Source organism: Kribbella sp. (genome assembly GCF_035655035.1).
Lineage (GTDB): Bacteria > Actinomycetota > Actinomycetes > Propionibacteriales > Kribbellaceae > Kribbella.
This window is the reverse complement of sequence record NZ_DASRVN010000465.1, coordinates 1-14,363: the sequence shown is the minus strand read 5'-3', so window position 1 is coordinate 14,363 and position 14,363 is coordinate 1. Positions and strand designations below refer to the sequence as shown.

14 protein-coding genes are annotated in these 14,363 nt (G+C 69.5%); 8 read left to right on the top strand and 6 right to left on the bottom strand.

What is annotated here, in order from left to right; all coding sequences use genetic code 11:
- On the bottom strand, nt 1-150 hold a 150-nt coding region (locus VFF46_RS25630), incomplete at its 3' end, for a B-box zinc finger protein (RefSeq protein WP_325039765.1).
- Between the two features lie 63 nt (nt 151-213).
- Nucleotides 214-756: a peptidylprolyl isomerase gene (locus tag VFF46_RS25625; protein ID WP_414673089.1), complete on the bottom strand. Its 543-nt coding sequence runs from the start codon at nt 754-756 to the stop codon at nt 214-216.
- Between the two features lie 329 nt (nt 757-1,085).
- Between VFF46_RS25625 and VFF46_RS25620 the strand changes: the two genes are divergently transcribed.
- Nucleotides 1,086-1,916 (top strand): hypothetical protein, encoded by an 831-nt coding sequence (locus VFF46_RS25620; protein ID WP_325039763.1) that lies wholly within the window; start codon nt 1,086-1,088, stop codon nt 1,914-1,916.
- An 88-nt stretch (nt 1,917-2,004) separates the two neighbouring features.
- Here VFF46_RS25620 and VFF46_RS25615 read toward each other — a convergent pair whose 3' ends face one another.
- Together VFF46_RS25615 and VFF46_RS25610 are read right to left on the bottom strand one after the other, a co-directional pair.
- Nucleotides 2,005-2,319 carry a hypothetical protein gene (locus tag VFF46_RS25615; RefSeq protein WP_325039762.1) on the bottom strand — a complete coding sequence of 105 codons (315 nt, stop codon included), beginning with the start codon at nt 2,317-2,319 and terminating at the stop codon, nt 2,005-2,007.
- 119 nt (nt 2,320-2,438) lie between these two features.
- Nucleotides 2,439-2,912, bottom strand: coding sequence for a methylated-DNA--[protein]-cysteine S-methyltransferase (locus VFF46_RS25610; protein WP_325039761.1), 474 nt, complete (start codon nt 2,910-2,912; stop codon nt 2,439-2,441).
- A gap of 98 nt (nt 2,913-3,010) precedes the next feature.
- Between VFF46_RS25610 and VFF46_RS25605 the strand changes: the two genes are divergently transcribed.
- The 3 genes from VFF46_RS25605 (at nt 3,011) to VFF46_RS25595 (ending at nt 6,741) form a co-directional block, all read left to right on the top strand.
- On the top strand, nt 3,011-3,739 hold the full coding sequence (locus tag VFF46_RS25605) for a DUF4328 domain-containing protein (protein WP_325039760.1): 729 nt from the start codon (nt 3,011-3,013) through the stop codon (nt 3,737-3,739).
- A gap of 229 nt (nt 3,740-3,968) precedes the next feature.
- Nucleotides 3,969-5,954 (top strand): DUF4328 domain-containing protein, encoded by a 1,986-nt coding sequence (locus VFF46_RS25600; RefSeq protein ID WP_325039759.1) that lies wholly within the window; start codon nt 3,969-3,971, stop codon nt 5,952-5,954.
- A 13-nt stretch (nt 5,955-5,967) separates the two neighbouring features.
- The gene (locus VFF46_RS25595) at nt 5,968-6,741 is read left to right on the top strand and encodes a sugar phosphate isomerase/epimerase (protein WP_325039758.1); all 774 of its coding nucleotides are present in this window, start codon (nt 5,968-5,970) and stop codon (nt 6,739-6,741) included.
- Nucleotides 6,742-6,881: 140 nt separating this feature from the next.
- On the opposite strand, the gene VFF46_RS25590 is transcribed toward VFF46_RS25595, so the two are convergent.
- On the bottom strand, nt 6,882-7,442 hold the full coding sequence (locus tag VFF46_RS25590; protein ID WP_325039757.1) for a TetR/AcrR family transcriptional regulator: 561 nt from the start codon (nt 7,440-7,442) through the stop codon (nt 6,882-6,884).
- Between the two features lie 166 nt (nt 7,443-7,608).
- Here VFF46_RS25590 and VFF46_RS25585 point away from each other — a divergent pair, with 166 nt between their 5' ends.
- Complete coding sequence (locus VFF46_RS25585; protein ID WP_325039756.1) at nt 7,609-8,742, top strand: NAD(P)/FAD-dependent oxidoreductase; 1,134 nt, start codon at nt 7,609-7,611, stop codon at nt 8,740-8,742.
- A gap of 58 nt (nt 8,743-8,800) precedes the next feature.
- Here VFF46_RS25585 and VFF46_RS25580 read toward each other — a convergent pair whose 3' ends face one another.
- The gene (locus VFF46_RS25580) at nt 8,801-9,799 is read right to left on the bottom strand and encodes a LacI family DNA-binding transcriptional regulator (RefSeq protein ID WP_325039755.1); all 999 of its coding nucleotides are present in this window, start codon (nt 9,797-9,799) and stop codon (nt 8,801-8,803) included.
- 117 nt (nt 9,800-9,916) lie between these two features.
- On the opposite strand from VFF46_RS25580, the gene VFF46_RS25575 reads away from it, so the two are divergent.
- From VFF46_RS25575 to VFF46_RS25565, 3 genes are all read left to right on the top strand, one after another.
- A complete protein-coding gene (locus VFF46_RS25575) occupies nt 9,917-11,404 on the top strand; it encodes an alpha-N-arabinofuranosidase (protein ID WP_325039754.1) in 1,488 nt (495 codons plus the stop codon).
- A gap of 19 nt (nt 11,405-11,423) precedes the next feature.
- Nucleotides 11,424-13,634, top strand: coding sequence for a family 43 glycosylhydrolase (locus VFF46_RS25570; RefSeq protein ID WP_325039753.1), 2,211 nt, complete (start codon nt 11,424-11,426; stop codon nt 13,632-13,634).
- On the top strand, nt 13,635-14,363 hold a 729-nt coding region (locus VFF46_RS25565), incomplete at its 3' end, for a glycoside hydrolase family 43 protein (RefSeq protein ID WP_325039752.1).

Below are 14,363 nucleotides of genomic sequence, written 5' to 3'. Positions count from 1 at the left end.
TACGGAGCGGACGCCCTGGTTGAAACAGCTCGGGCACTGGAAGCCGACGGCGGCGCTGTTCATGCACGCCGGGCAGATCGGCCGGTCGCAGCGCTGGCAGCGCACCCCGGCGGGCCGATCCGGGTGCCGGTAGCAGACGGTCTCGGTCACGCGGGTGCGTCCCTCTCTGGGAACGCGGGACCGGGTCGCTCCCGGCCCCGCGATGAAGCTGTGTCAGGCGTTCTTGCGCTCGACGACGACCTTGTTGATCACGATCGGGTCGATCGGACGGTCGCCCGGCGCGGTCTTCGCGGTCGCGATCGCGTCCACGACCTTCTTCGAGTCGTCGTCGGCGACCTCACCGAAGATCGTGTGCTTGCGGTTCAGGTGCGGGGTCGGGACCACGGTCACGAAGAACTGCGAACCGTTGGTGCCCTTGCCGAACTGGATGCCGGCATTCGCCATCGCGAGCAGGTACGGCTTGTCGAACTGGAGCTCCGGGTGGATCTCGTCGTCGAACTGGTACCCCGGCGTGCCGGTGCCGGTGCCGAGCGGGCAGCCGCCCTGGATCATGAAACCGTCGATCACCCGGTGGAAGCCGAGGCCGTCGTAGAACGGCTTGGAGACCTGCTCGCCGGTCTCCGGGTCGGTCCACTCCTTGGTGCCCTCGGCGAGGCCGACGAAGTTGCTCACCGTCTTCGGCGCGTGGTTGGGGAACAACCTGATGACGACGTCGCCCTTGTTCGTCTGCAGGGTTGCGTACAGCTCTTCGGCCACGGGAGTTCACTCCTAGTCGGGATACAACTGCTTACCCCTCGATCCTGTCATGCCGTTCCAAGAACTCCCGCATCGACGGGCGGTGACGAACTGCACCCGCCCCTCGGTCCGCTCGGGGCGGGGTTGGAAAGCGGCCGCGCTCCCCGGAGCACGATGACGCCGGGCCGGGGTGTGTTGGGATGAACGTGTGGGGATTGGGCGGTGGGGGCACAGGGTTATCGGCTCGTGACGTCGTACGATGCAGATGTTGCCGGATTTGTCCAGAGTTAGCCCATGTCGCCGATGGGCGGGAGAGCTGTCCGCGGGGCGGGCGGCACGAGGAGGGAACCGTGGGTTTGAGGAAGTCCAAGGACCGGGTCGAGGCCGCAAAGGACCGCGTCCGGCCGCTCGCCGAGTCGGCGACCGAGAAGCTCGGACCGGCCGTGGGCCAGGTCCGGGAGCACCTCGCGCCGGCCGTTGGCACCGCACGGGAGAAGGTGTCGCCGTACGCCGAGAAGGCTGTCGAGCGGGGCGCGCACCTCGCCCACCAGGCGGTGGAGAAGGCCGGTCCGGCGCTCGACGACGCCCTCGCGAAAGTCGGTCCGGCCACCGAGCACGCGGCGGAGAAGGCCCGCGAGCGGCTGAACGACGACGTACTGCCGAAGGTGACCGCCGCACTGGCCACCCTGGCAGCGGCCGCCGAGCCGGTCGTCGAGGAGACCACCCGCCGGGGCAAGGCCACCAAGGCCGCGCTCAAGGGTGAGCTCGAGGTACCGAAGAAGAGCCACAAGCTCCGGAACGTGGTGCTGTTCCTGGGCCTCGGCGCGCTGGCGGCGGCAGCGGTGAAGAAGCTGCTCACTCCGCCGGAGCCGGCATGGCAGTCCACGCCGACCAGCGGGCGCGACTACAGCTCGGCCCCGGCCGGTACGACGACGCGCCCGGCCGACACCACCGCGTCGAACGGCACGACGTCGAGCAGCACGGCGTCCAACGGCACCACCTCCGCGGCCAACGGGAAGACCGAGGCCGAGCCGGAGGCTCCGAAGGCCGAGGCTCCGAAGGCGGAGGCCAAGCCGGAGGAGGCCAAGGACGAGGTGAAGGCCGCGTCCAACGGCGCCGCGAAGAAGACCACCACCAGGAAGTCGACGGGTTCGGGCGAGTCCCGGCCCAGCGACTCCTGACCCACCACCGCAACGGCGAAGGTCCCGAACCCCACCAGGGGTCCGGGACCTTCGTCTGTCCGGGCGCCGTCTTGCGCGTACGGCGCTCTCAGTTGACCTGCGGCTCCGGGTCGTCGGCCTTCGTCATCGTGTAGCGGCCGGCGGACAGCAGTTGGGTGGCGTACCGGTGCGTGATGCACGGGTAGGTGCCGCCGCAGCTCAGGCAGACCGCGTCGTTGCGGTGCAGCCAGGGGACGACCTTGAACCGCCTCGTCCAGGTCATCGGCTCCCGGTCCGGGGCGTGCATCCGGAGCGCCGCGCGGGCGGCGCTCTGGATCTCCGGGGCCGACCATTCCTCGGCGCTCTTGTCCATCAGCGCGCTGAGGTCGGGGTGCAGGTGGTCAGTGGTTCGGGCTTTGTTCATTTATATGTCTTCCAAGGCAGGTGGGAGGATGCCTGAATCGCTCGCTTCAAACGTTAGTGCCCACAACCCACCGGCGCGCCTCGATTACGCCCTGTCGAGTGTCAGATCTTCGTCAGGTCTCAGGTCCACATCGTCTCGAGGGCGATTCGGGCCTCGAGCTCGAGCAGGTGGCGCTTGGTCGGGATGCCGCCGCCGAAGCCGACCATCTTGCCGCCGGCGCCGACCACCCGGTGGCAGGGCACCACGATCGCGATCGGGTTCCGGTTGCACGCGGTCCCGACGGCCCGGGCGGCGCCGATGTCGCCGACGATCTTCGCGACGTCGCCGTACGTCTGCATCTCGCCGTACGGGATCCGGGTGAGTTGTTTCCAGACCGCGCGCTCGAAGTCGGAGCCGCCGCGGACCGACAGCGGCAGCGTGAACTCCTGCAGCTCGCCGGCGAAGTACGCCTTCAGTTGCTCGGCGGCCTCGGTGAGCAGCGGGTCGGCGGACTGCGGCCGGTCGGTGCCGCCGAAGTGCAGCCGGCAGAGCCCGGTCTCGTCGACCGCGAGCGTGAGGTCGCCGATCGGTGAGTCGACAACGGACCAGTGCATACGACCATCCTCCCCGCGACCACCGACACTTTCTGGCAGAAATCCGCCACAACGTGATGTTCTCGCCCGGTCACGCCCGGTTGTGCTATGCCTGATCCATGCCGAGCCGGCCCGCACAGGTACCGCCCTTGGACCGCTGGTTCAGTTCCGAGCGGGCGATGGGGATCGGTGCGTCCGTGCTGATCGGCGTGGTCACCGTGACCACCTGGTCGAAGGCGTGGTCCGACTTCAACCTGTACCGGACCCGCCGGACGTACGGCGACAACGCGGACCGGTGGTCCGAGGCGAACCTGATCTCCGGCTCGCTCGGGATCGTCGCGGCGCTCGCCCTGTTCGCGTCCGCGGTGGTGTTCATCGTCTGGCTGTGGCGGGTCCGGTGGAACGCGGAGATGTTCTGCCGCGGCCGGCACCGCTACACCCGCGGCTGGGTGCTCGGCTGCTGGCTCGTCCCGGTGGTGAACCTCTGGTACCCGAAGCAGGTCGTCGACGACATCGTCGCGGCCAGCGACCCGCGGACCGATCCGCTGACCCCGGAACTGAAGGACGTTCCGGGCACCCGGCTGGTGTGGGCCTGGTGGCTGACCTGGGTGACCGGACTGGTGACCGGAAACATCGTCCAAAGAGGTGTGCTGTCCGGCGCGTCGCAACTGGGAGACCTGCGGACGAACGTCATACTGTCCTCCGTCTCGGCGCTGTTCACCACCGGCGCGGCGGTGTTCGCGGTGATCCTGATCCAGCGCATCGACGAGCTCCAGAGCCTGCGCCCGTGGGTCCCTTGGTGGGCGGCCGGGACACCCCAGAACGGCTTCCAACCACCTGCGCGGTAAACCAAACCGTCACGCCCTGGCGAATGCCTCGTTACCACTGGTGATGGGCGTACGAAAAGAACACGTTAAGTCGACACCCTCTGTGCTGGGGCCGACTGCCCTGGCGTACCTACTTCGTGGTATCAATGTGGCTCGGTCACGCGGGGGCAGGGCCGGGCCGAAGCGCCGGACAGACGACGGAGTTCCAGCAACGCGAGGGACGCGAGACGTGAGCCACCCGCAGGCATTGATGACTGCTGTCGAGGACGAGGAAGACTGGCAGCCGCACGCGGCTGAGGAGTTCCAGCAGGTCGGGACGGTCGGCAAGATCGCCATCGGACTGCTGGGTGCGTCCACCGTGACGCACCTGCTGTCCACCTGGTCCGACTGGAACACGTATTCCGTGGTGCACCGCTATCTCGGCGGGATGCCGAACGTCGGCGACGCGGACCTGAACCGCGCGGACGCGATCGCCAAGGTGACCGCCGTTCCGAACGTCATCGTCTCGGTGGCCGCCGCGGTCGTCTTCGTCGTCTGGCTGTGGCGGGTCCGGGTGAACTCCGAGGTCTTCTCTCAGGCCGACCACCGCCGTAGCCACGGCTGGGTGCTGGCCAGCTGGTTCGTCCCCGGACCGAACCTCTGGTATCCGAAACAGATCGTCGACGACGTCTGGATCGCCAGCGATCCGAAGACCCCTGTGTACGCGGACGACCTGCGCCGGTTCAGGACTCCCCCACTCACCTCGGTGTGGTGGGTCGCCTGGATCGGCGCGCTTGCGTTCGACGTGGTGGTCCGCCGGTTCCTGATGTGGATGGAGGCGACCGTCGGCTCGCTGCGCGGGATCGCGCTGGCGGGTACGGCGTCGCTGGTGCTGACCGCGATCTCCGCGGCGGCCGCGACGATGATCATCCGCAAGATCAACCACATGCAGACCACCCGCAAGTGGGTGCCGTGGTGGGACCAGGGCCCGAAGCTCAGCGCCGTCCCGGCGTACGAGGTGACCCAGGTCCCGTCGTACGCGAACGACGACACCGACGAGCAGCCGGTGATCTCGGAGCCGATCGCGCCGTCGCTCGGCCTGGTCCGCGAGCCGCAGCTGCAGATGGCCGGCGCGTCGCAGCACCAGTTCCAGCAGCAGGCGCAGTTCCAGCAGGCGCAGCCGAACAACCCGTTCGCACCGCAGGCCCCCGCTCCGGAGGCGCCGGTCGCGAGCCCGTTCGCGCCGCAGCAGCAGCCGCAGGGCTTCCCGGGCGACGGCGCCGCCGCCCCGGCCGCGTACGGCGGTGCGCCGCAACAGCCCGAAGCGCCGAAGTGGAGCCCGTTCGCGCCGGGCGCGGACAACTGGCAGGACAACGACGGCGGTCCGGCGACCGAGCAGTTCAGCCCGATCCAGGACTGGCCGGAGGAGCAGCCGGCCGCGGAGACGAAGTACACCGCCGAGCCGACCTGGGAGGAGTACCGCAACACGATCACCCAGGACACGCTCGGTTCCACGAGCAGCTGGCGTGACGAGGCGGCTCCGATGACCGTCGTCCAGCCGGACCCGTACTCGTACCACCCGGAGCCGCAGCAGCCCGCGCAGGAGGAGCACTGGGCGGCCCGCTACTCGGAGCCGTACTCGTACGAGCCCGACTACACCTCGACGTCCTCCCCCGCGGAGGCGCAGACCGCACCCGAGCCCGAGCCCGCACCCGTTGCGCGCGCTGGTCGCCGGGCCGCTCGGGTCGCGGTCGACAGCCCGTCGGCGATCCAGCCGGCCGTCGGGAGCCACACCACGCGCGCGGCGCACTCCCCGCACACGACGCAGTCGGCGTACCAGGACCACACCGTCTACGGGCCGTCCGAGCACTCGCAGCCGTCGTCGCACGTGTCCGCCTCCAGCGGGTACTACGAGCCCGCGCCGGTGCCGAGCCACGACGCGCAGGACGACTTCCTGACCCCGTCGAAGCCGCTCCCGCCGGTGCCGTCGTACGGCCCGGAGCCGACGTACCCGGCGAGCAACGACTACACGGACTACGCCTCGTCGTCGTACAGCTCGGAGTACGGCAACTACTCGTACGAGAACAACAGCAACGAGTCGTACGAGTCCTACAGCCCGAACTACGCGACCGAGTCGTACCCGTCGCAGTCCCAGGAGCACACGGACTACAAGCAGTACCCGCAGGACCAGCACCCGTCCGAACCCGAGCAGCCGAACGGCCCGCGGACCCGACCGCGCCGTGGCCGCTGGGTCTGATCAGATAGAGCGTATGCGTTTAGGTTTCGCCACCCTCGGTTGTCCCGGAGCAGCACTCGACGAGGTCCTGGCACTTGCCCAGGGCAACAAGTTCACCGGTCTGGAGCTGCGCGCCGCACCGGACGAGTTCACCAACGTCGGCCTGTCACCGGCCCAGCGGCGCGAGCTGTGCGGCCGGATCGAGGACGCCGGTCTGGAGATCTTCGCGGTCAGCAGCTACGTGCGGCTGTGTGCGGTCGAGGAGCAGCCGCTGGAGGCGCACCTGGAGCTGGCGGCCGATCTCGGTGCGCTCGGCGTCCGGGTGTTCCCGGGTGACGACGCCGACGCCGGTACGCCGGACGGCCCGAGCGCCGGCGAGATCCGGGCGCTGGACCGAGTGACGTCCGCCCCGCGCGAGGTGCCGATCCTGCTCGAGACCCACGACTCGCACTCGACCGGCCGGCAGGTCGCGGCGTTCTGCGCGCTGCTCGACACCGACGTACCCGGCCACAATGTGCGGGCGCTCTGGGACAGCTCGCACACGTGGTCGCACGGCGAGACCGCGGCCGAGTCGTATGCGCTGCTGCGGCCGTGGCTCGAGCTGGTCCAGTTCAAGCAGGCGGACTCCCGGCAGGACTACCGCCCGGTCGCGATCGACGAGGGCGATTTCCCGATCCACGACCTGCTTGCAGCTCTGGACGGCACGGACTACCCGCTCTCACTCGAGTGGGAGCTGAAGTGGCACCCGGAGCTGCCGTCGCTGGCAGAGACCCTGCCCGCCGTTCACGCCTGGTTAAGTGCCCCGTAAGCAGTGTGGCCCGGCGCTATCGACGCCCAGGCACGCACCTCGCGGCACTTGAGCAGCGCCCACGATGCTCCGCATCGAGGCCACTACCCAAGCACCGCGATGCACGCACCTGAACGCCGCTATCGCTCGGGCCACACCGCTTACGGGGCACTCGGCGAGGGCTCGGTCAAGTAGCGCGTCACGGTCGGGCCCAGCCACGCGATCGCCTCGTCGGTCGTCAGCTCGACCACCGGCCGGAGCTCGAGGATGTAACGGCACAGCGCGAACCCGAGCGCCTGGGTCGCGATCAGCCCTGCCCGTACGGCGGGCTGATCGATCGCGGCGCGCTGGAACGTCGGCGTCAGCTGGCCGATGAACACCTGCCGCATCCGCTCGGCCGCCGCCTCGTTGGTCACCGCGGTCCGTAGCAGCACCCGCAGCGTGTCGTCCTCCTCCCAGCGCTCCACCAGGTGCCGGACGAGCACCTCGCCGAGCCGCTCCTTCGGTACGTCGTGCAGCTCGGGCATCCGTACGTCGAACTCGGCCGCTGCCGCGAACAGCTTCTCCTTGCTGCCGTAGTACCGCATCACCATCGCCGGGTCGATCGCCGCGTCGGCCGCGATCGCCCGGATCGTCGCGCGCTCGTACCCCTCCGCGCCGAACCGCTCCCGCGCCGCCGCGAGGATCGCCGCCCGGGTCCGGTCGGACTTCTTCTCCGCCATGCCCACAGCATATGCCAACACCTGTTGACTTTTTCAAGACGGCGCTCTAACTTGAAAGTCAACAGGTGTTGATAAAAGCAGAAGAACAAAGAACCCTCGCTTCGCTCGGGGTGGGGGTGGGAGGCAGAACCCTCGCTTCGGTCAGGGTGGGTGGAGGGAGTTCGTGATGAACGCAGAGGTAGTAGTTGTGGGCGCTGGGCCGGTTGGGCTTGCGGTGGCGGTTGGGCTGCGGCTGCACGGGCACGAGGTGCTGGTGATCGACAAGCAGGCCGAAGGCGCGAACACCTCGCGCGCCTGCGTGATCCACCCCCGGACGCTCGAGGTCCTGGAGCAGCTCGGCGTGACGAAGCGGCTGATCGACCTCGGCCTCGAACTGCAGGACTTCGCGATCCGCTCCGGCGACAAGCAGCTGATCCCGGTCGGCTTCGCGGACCTGCCGACGGCGTACCCGTTCGTCGCGATGATCCCGCAGCCGGTCACCGAGCAGGTGCTGCTCGAACGCCTGCAGGAGCTCGGCGGTTCGGTGCTCCGTCCGTACGCCGCCACCGGCCTCAGCCAGACCGCCGACGGCGTCGAGGTCACGCTGGACAGCGGCGACGTCGTTCAGGCGAAGTACGCCGTAGCCGCCGACGGCATGCACAGCACGATCCGGGAGCTCGCCGGCCTGCGGATGCCCGGCAACACGCTGGAGCTGTCGCTCAGCCTGGTCGACGTCCGCGTCGCCGGCGGCCTGCCGACGGACGAGGTCGGCCTGTACTTCGCCGCCGACGGGATGCTCGTGGTGGCACCGCTGCCGGACGGAAGCTTCCGGCTGGTGGCCGAGGTCCACGATGCGCCGGAGCACCCCGACCTGGCGTTCGCGCAGCAGTTGCTGGCCGACCGTGGCCCGCGGAAGACGCACCCGAAGGTCACCGAGGTGGTCTGGGGTTCGCGGTTCCGGATCCACGAGCGGGTCGCGGACAGCTACCGGACCGGTCGCGTGCTCCTGGCCGGCGACGCGGCCCACACGCACAGCCCGGCCGGTGGCCAGGGCATGAACCTCGGTCTGCGGGACGCGGTCGCGCTCGCCGACGCGGTCTCGCAGGCACTGGCCGGCGACGAGTCAGGCCTCGACGGCTACGCCACGAACAGCCGGGCGGAAGCGGTCCGCGTGATCGCGCTCGCCCACCGCCTGACCCGGCTCGCCAACGTCCCGCGCCCGATCCGCCCGCTCCGCAACGCCGCCCTTCGCCTGGCCGCCCGCAGCACCAAGACCCAAACCGCCGTAGCCAAACAACTGGCCGGCTTCCCCGAGCGTTAACCACCGACATGGCCCCTGAACCACCGGCATGCGAGAGGTGAAGGGGCAATCCGCGAGGTTAACCGGCCGTCGACTCGCGGATCTGCAACGTGTACGGGACGGTCAGGTCGCGGTGCGCGGAGTTGTCGTCGCCGGTGATCCGGTCGAGGAGCAGGGCGACCGCGTTGTCGGCGAGCCACTCCTTGTCCGGTGAGACCGTGGTCAGCGACGGCGAGTGGAACCGCCCGTCCTCGATGTCGTCGAACCCGGCCACCGCAACGTCCTCGGGCACGCTGAGCCCGGCGTCGGCGAGGCTTCGCAGCGCGCCCAGCGCCATCAGGTCGTTGAAGCAGAACACCGCGTCCGGCGGCTCCGGCAACGCCAGCAGCTCCCGCATCGCCGCCGCCCCGTCCGCGCGGTGGTACCCGGACCCGGCCAGCTCGAGCGCGGCGTCGTGCCGCAGCCCGGCATCCTTGAGCGCCTTCCGGTACCCCTTCCGGCGGACCGCGCCGGTACTGGTCCCGCCGACGCCGATGGCCGCGATCCGGGTCCGTCCGAGTGAGATCAGGTGCGTGGTCGCGTCGTACGACGCCTGCACCGAGTTCACGGCGACGCGGTCGAACTGGCCGCCGGCCGGGCGTTCGCCGAGCAGCACGAGCGGCTTCCCGATCGCGACCGAGGTGAGCTTGGCCGGGGCGGTGGCCAGCGGCGAGAAGATGATGCCGTCGATCAGCTGTCCGCGCATCCCGTCCAGCACGACCCGCTCGGCGTCCGCCTCGCCCTCGGTCTGGTCGATCAGCACGGTGATCCCGCGGCGCTTCGCGGCCCGGCTGATCTCGGCGCCGAGCTCGGCGAAGTACGGCGAGCCCATCTCCGGGATGGCGAGCGCGATGAAGTCGGAGCGGCCCTTGCGCAGGGAGCGGGCGCTGACGTTCGGTGTGTAGTCCAGGGCGGCGATCGCGGCCTCGACCTTGGCCCGGGTCCGCGCGGTGATGTGCGGGTAGTCGTTGATCACGTTCGAGACGGTCTTCACCGAGACCCCGGCCCGCGCGGCCACGTCACTCAACCTGGTCGCCATCCGCGCCTCCTGTCACGCAACTGTCGCCCGAGTGTCCCATCGCCGAACCCTTTACACCGATTGTCAATCGTTGTAGACATCCACGGTAAACGTTGTAAAGCATCCTGGGGAGGCCCTGTGGCTCGGCTCGTGGTGGACCCGGCGTTCGCCGTCGGTGCGCTGGACCGGCGGTTGTTCGGCTCGTTCGTCGAGCACATGGGACGGTGCGTCTACACCGGCATCTACGAGCCCGGGCATCCGAGCGCCGACCCGGACGGGTTCCGGCAGGACGTGCTCGAGCTGGTCCGTGAGCTGGGCGTCACCGCGGTGCGCTACCCCGGCGGCAACTTCGTCTCGAACTACGACTGGGAGGACGGCGTCGGGCCGAAGGACGAGCGGCCGCGGCGGCTCGACCTGGCCTGGCGGGCGATCGAGTCGAACCAGTTCGGCACCGACGAGTTCGTCGCTTGGGCGCGGAAGGCCGGCGTACAGCCGATCTGGGCCGTGAACCTCGGCACCCGCGGCATCCGGGACGCCGTCAACCTGCTCGAGTACTGCAACCTCCCGGCCGGTACCGCCCTGTCCGACCGCCGGGTCGCGAACGGCAGCCCGGAGCCGCACGGCATCCGGACCTGGTGCCTGGGGAACGAGATGGACGGCCCGTGGCAGATCGGCCACAAGACCGCCGAGGAGTACGCCCGGCTCGCCGAGGAGACCGCGAACGCGATGCGCCGGGTCGATCCCGGGCTCGAGTTGGTCGCCTGCGGGTCGAGCAACGCCGGGATGCCGACGTTCGGCGAGTGGGAGCGCGTCGTCCTGGAGCGCGGCTACGACCTGGTCGACCACATCAGCCTGCACGCGTACTACGAACCGAAGGACCGCGACCAGACCAGCTTCCTCGGGTGCGCCGAGGAGATGGACCGGATGATCTCCGCGGTGGTCGCGACCGCCGACCACGTCAAGGCGCTGAAGCGCAGCGACAAGGAGCTGACGCTCTCGTTCGACGAGTGGAACGTCTGGCGCCAGCAGGAGTTCCCCGGCGAGCTCGGCCTGGACATCCGCGAGGCCGGCCCGCTGATCGAGGACACCTACACCGTCGACGACGCGGTGGTGGTCGGCAGCCTGCTGATCACCCTGCTCCGGCATGCCGACCGGGTGAAGATCGCTTGCCTCGCGCAACTGGTGAACGTGATCGGCCCGATCCGCACCGAGCCGGGCGGCCGCGCCTGGCGGCAGACCATCTTCCACCCGTTCGCGCTGACCGCCCGTTACGCCGGCCCGACCGTGCTGCAGACCGCGATCACGGGTGGACCCGACGTCGAGACCGCCGCGTTCGGGTCGATCCCGGCGCTGTGGAGCACCGCGACGTACGACGAGAAGACCGGGGAGACCGCGATCTTCGTGGTGAACCGGAGCGAGACCGACAAGATCGACCTGGAGATCCCGGTGACCGGGCGGCTCGTCCGGCACCTCGCCCTGTACGACGACGACCGTACCGCCGTGAACACGGCGGACGATCCGGACCGGGTCCAGCCCCGGGCCGTCGACACCACCGCCGTTGTCGACGGTGTCTGCCGTGCCACGCTGCCGCCCGCATCGTGGCACGTGATCCAGCTCAGCAGTTGATTCGAGAGAGGACCCGCCCGTGCCTCCGAAACGACTCCTCGCCGCAGCGATGGCTGTGGCAGCGATCGTCGCCGGTACGTCGGCCGCGACCGCCGCGCCAGTGGTGACCACGACCAACCCGATCACGTCCAGCTTCGCCGACACGTTCGCCGATCCGTCGATCATCCAGGGCCGGGACGGCTACTGGTACGCGTACGCCACCTCCGACCCGCTCAAGGCGAACGGGCCGTTCGGCCTGATGCACATGGCCCGGACCAAGGACTTCAGCTCCTGGGAGTACCTCGGCACGGTCTTCAACGACCAGACGAAACCGTCGTGGGCCGCACCCGGCTCGTTCTTCTGGGCCCCCGACATCCGGTACTTCGACGGCCACTACGTCATGTACTTCACCGTCACCGACACGCTCGCGAATCCCGGCGGCGACCCGGCCATCGGTGTCGCGACCGCCCCGACCCCCGCCGGCCCGTGGACCGCGACCGGCGGCCCCGTGGTCGCGCCGCGCCCGGACGGCAACGGCGGGTACCTCGGCACCATCGACCCGGCGATGCTGACCGCCGCCGACGGCAAGCGCTACCTGTACTACGGCGGCTTCTACGGCGGCATCTCCGTCACCGAGCTGAGCGCCGACGGCATGCACGCGGTCGGTACGCCGACGCAGGTCACGATCGGCGACCGCTACGAGGGCTCGTACGTCGTCTACCGCGACGGCTGGTACTACTTCATGGGCTCGTCGATGAACTGCTGCGCCGGCCCCACCACCGGGTACTCGGTGTTCGCCGGCCGCTCCCGCTCGCCGCGCGGGCCGTTCGTCGACGCGGACGGTGCGGCGCTCACCGACTCCCGCGTCGGGGGTACGACCGTGATCACCCAGAACGGCAACCGCTGGATCGGCCCCGGGCATCACGCGTTCATCACCGACGCGGCCGGGCAGGACCACATCGTGTACCACGCGATCGACCGGAACCAGTCGTGGCTGACCACGCCGTTCGGGATCAACCGGCGGCCGATGCTGATCGACAACATCGACTGGATCAACGGCTGGCCGCGGACGAACGCCGGCGCCGGCCCGTCCGAGAACCCGGTCGCCGCCCCCACCACCGGCTCCGCCCTCGGCATCGACTCCACCGACCCGGCCGCCGGCCTGCTCGGCGCCACCCGCCAACCCGGCGACACCCTGGGCGGCCCGACGGCTGCCATCAACGGTGCCGCCCAAACCCGGCAGTCCGCCCCAGCCGGCTCCCTCCGAGTAGAAGCCGACGTCAAGCTCGGCTCGTCTTTCACCACGGTCCTGGGTAATCAGGTGGTGGCAACTGTCGCGAACAATCGCCTGACGGTGCAGGCCGGACGGCGTACGTCGTCCGTCAACCTCCCGGCGGACTTCGACCGCACTCAGTGGAACAAGCTGTCCGTACAAGTCTCCGAATCCACCGTGACAGCACGACTGAACGACGCGGGCCTAGGAGATGTCTACGGGGAGGCGCAGCTCGCCGTGCCGGGGCTGGAGCTGAAGTCGGCGCCCGTGCGGTGGTTGGGGTCCGCCGAGGTGGACAACCTGACCGTTCGTCCTGTCGCCAAGCCGGTGAACAAGATGGTCGCGGTGCCGCGGCCCGGGAAGTTGCTGACCGGTGACGACTTCAACGGCCCGCTCGGTGCCGACTGGTCGTGGGTCCGCCAGGACGACAAGGCGACCGTTGCCGACGGCAAGTTGTCGTGGCCGTTGGAGAACGCCGACATGGTCGGCTCGTCGAACAACGCCGGACTGCTGCTGCACAGCACACCGGCCGGTGACAGCTGGATCGCGGAGACCAAGCTGCACCTCGACACCGGGCAGGGCGACGTCCGCAACTACCAGCAGGCCGGGATGATCGCGTACCTCAACGACGACGACTTCGCCCGGCTCGGCAACGTCGCGATCTGGAAGACCCGCCAGACGGAGTACGGCCGCGAGTTGGTAGCCCGTCCGTCCGACGGCGCCACGTCGTACGGCGCGGCCGCGATCGGCCGTTCGGCGCCGACGCTGTGGATGCGGCTCGCGTACCACAAGAACGCGGCCGGCGAGCACGTGTACCGCGCCGGCACCTCGGTGGACGGCAAGAACTGGACCTGGGGCGCGTCCTGGGTGCTGCCGTCCGCGGCGCGGATCGGCCTCTACGCGCACGGCGAGTTCACCGGCGCGAACCCGCCGCCGGTCGCCACGTTCGACTACCTCCACTTCTACGAAAGCAAGTGAATGTTCTCCAACCCGGTGTACGACGGTGGTTTCGCCGATCCGCAGATCATTGCGGTGGGCAACGAGTACTACGCGTTCGCGACCAACGGTGCGCTCGGTAACGTGCAGACGCTGACCTCCCGCGACCTGGTGTCGTGGGAGGCGGTGGGTGACGCGATGCCGGTGGTCCCGGGTTGGACGGTCCCGGGGTGGGTGTGGGCGCCGGAGGTCGCGGTGCACGCCCCGGACCGCTACGTCATGTACTACACGTCCCGCGACGCCGCCGCCGAACGGCAGGCGGTCGGCGTCGCGGTGGCGTCCGCACCCGAAGGTCCATATGTCGACAAATCGACTAGTCCGCTCATCAGTCAGGTCGCCGAGGGGGGCTCGATCGACGCGTCGCCGTTCCAGGACTTCAGCGGCCGGCGGTGGTTGTACTGGAAGAACGACGGCAACGCGATCGGCGTCGACACCTGGATCTACGTCTCCGAGCTGTCCGACGACGGTCTGACCCTGGTCGGCCCGGTACACCGGATGATCAAGCAGGACCTGCCGTGGGAGGGCGCGCTGGTCGAGGCGCCGTACATGGTCGAGCGGGACGGGAAGTTTCACCTGTTCTACTCCGGCAACGCCTACGACAAGGCGGCGTACGCCGTCGGGCATGCACTGTGCGAGTCGCCGATCGGCCCGTGCGTGAAGTCCGGCGACCCGATCCTGGCCAGCTCCCCCGATGCCGCCGGCCCGGGACAC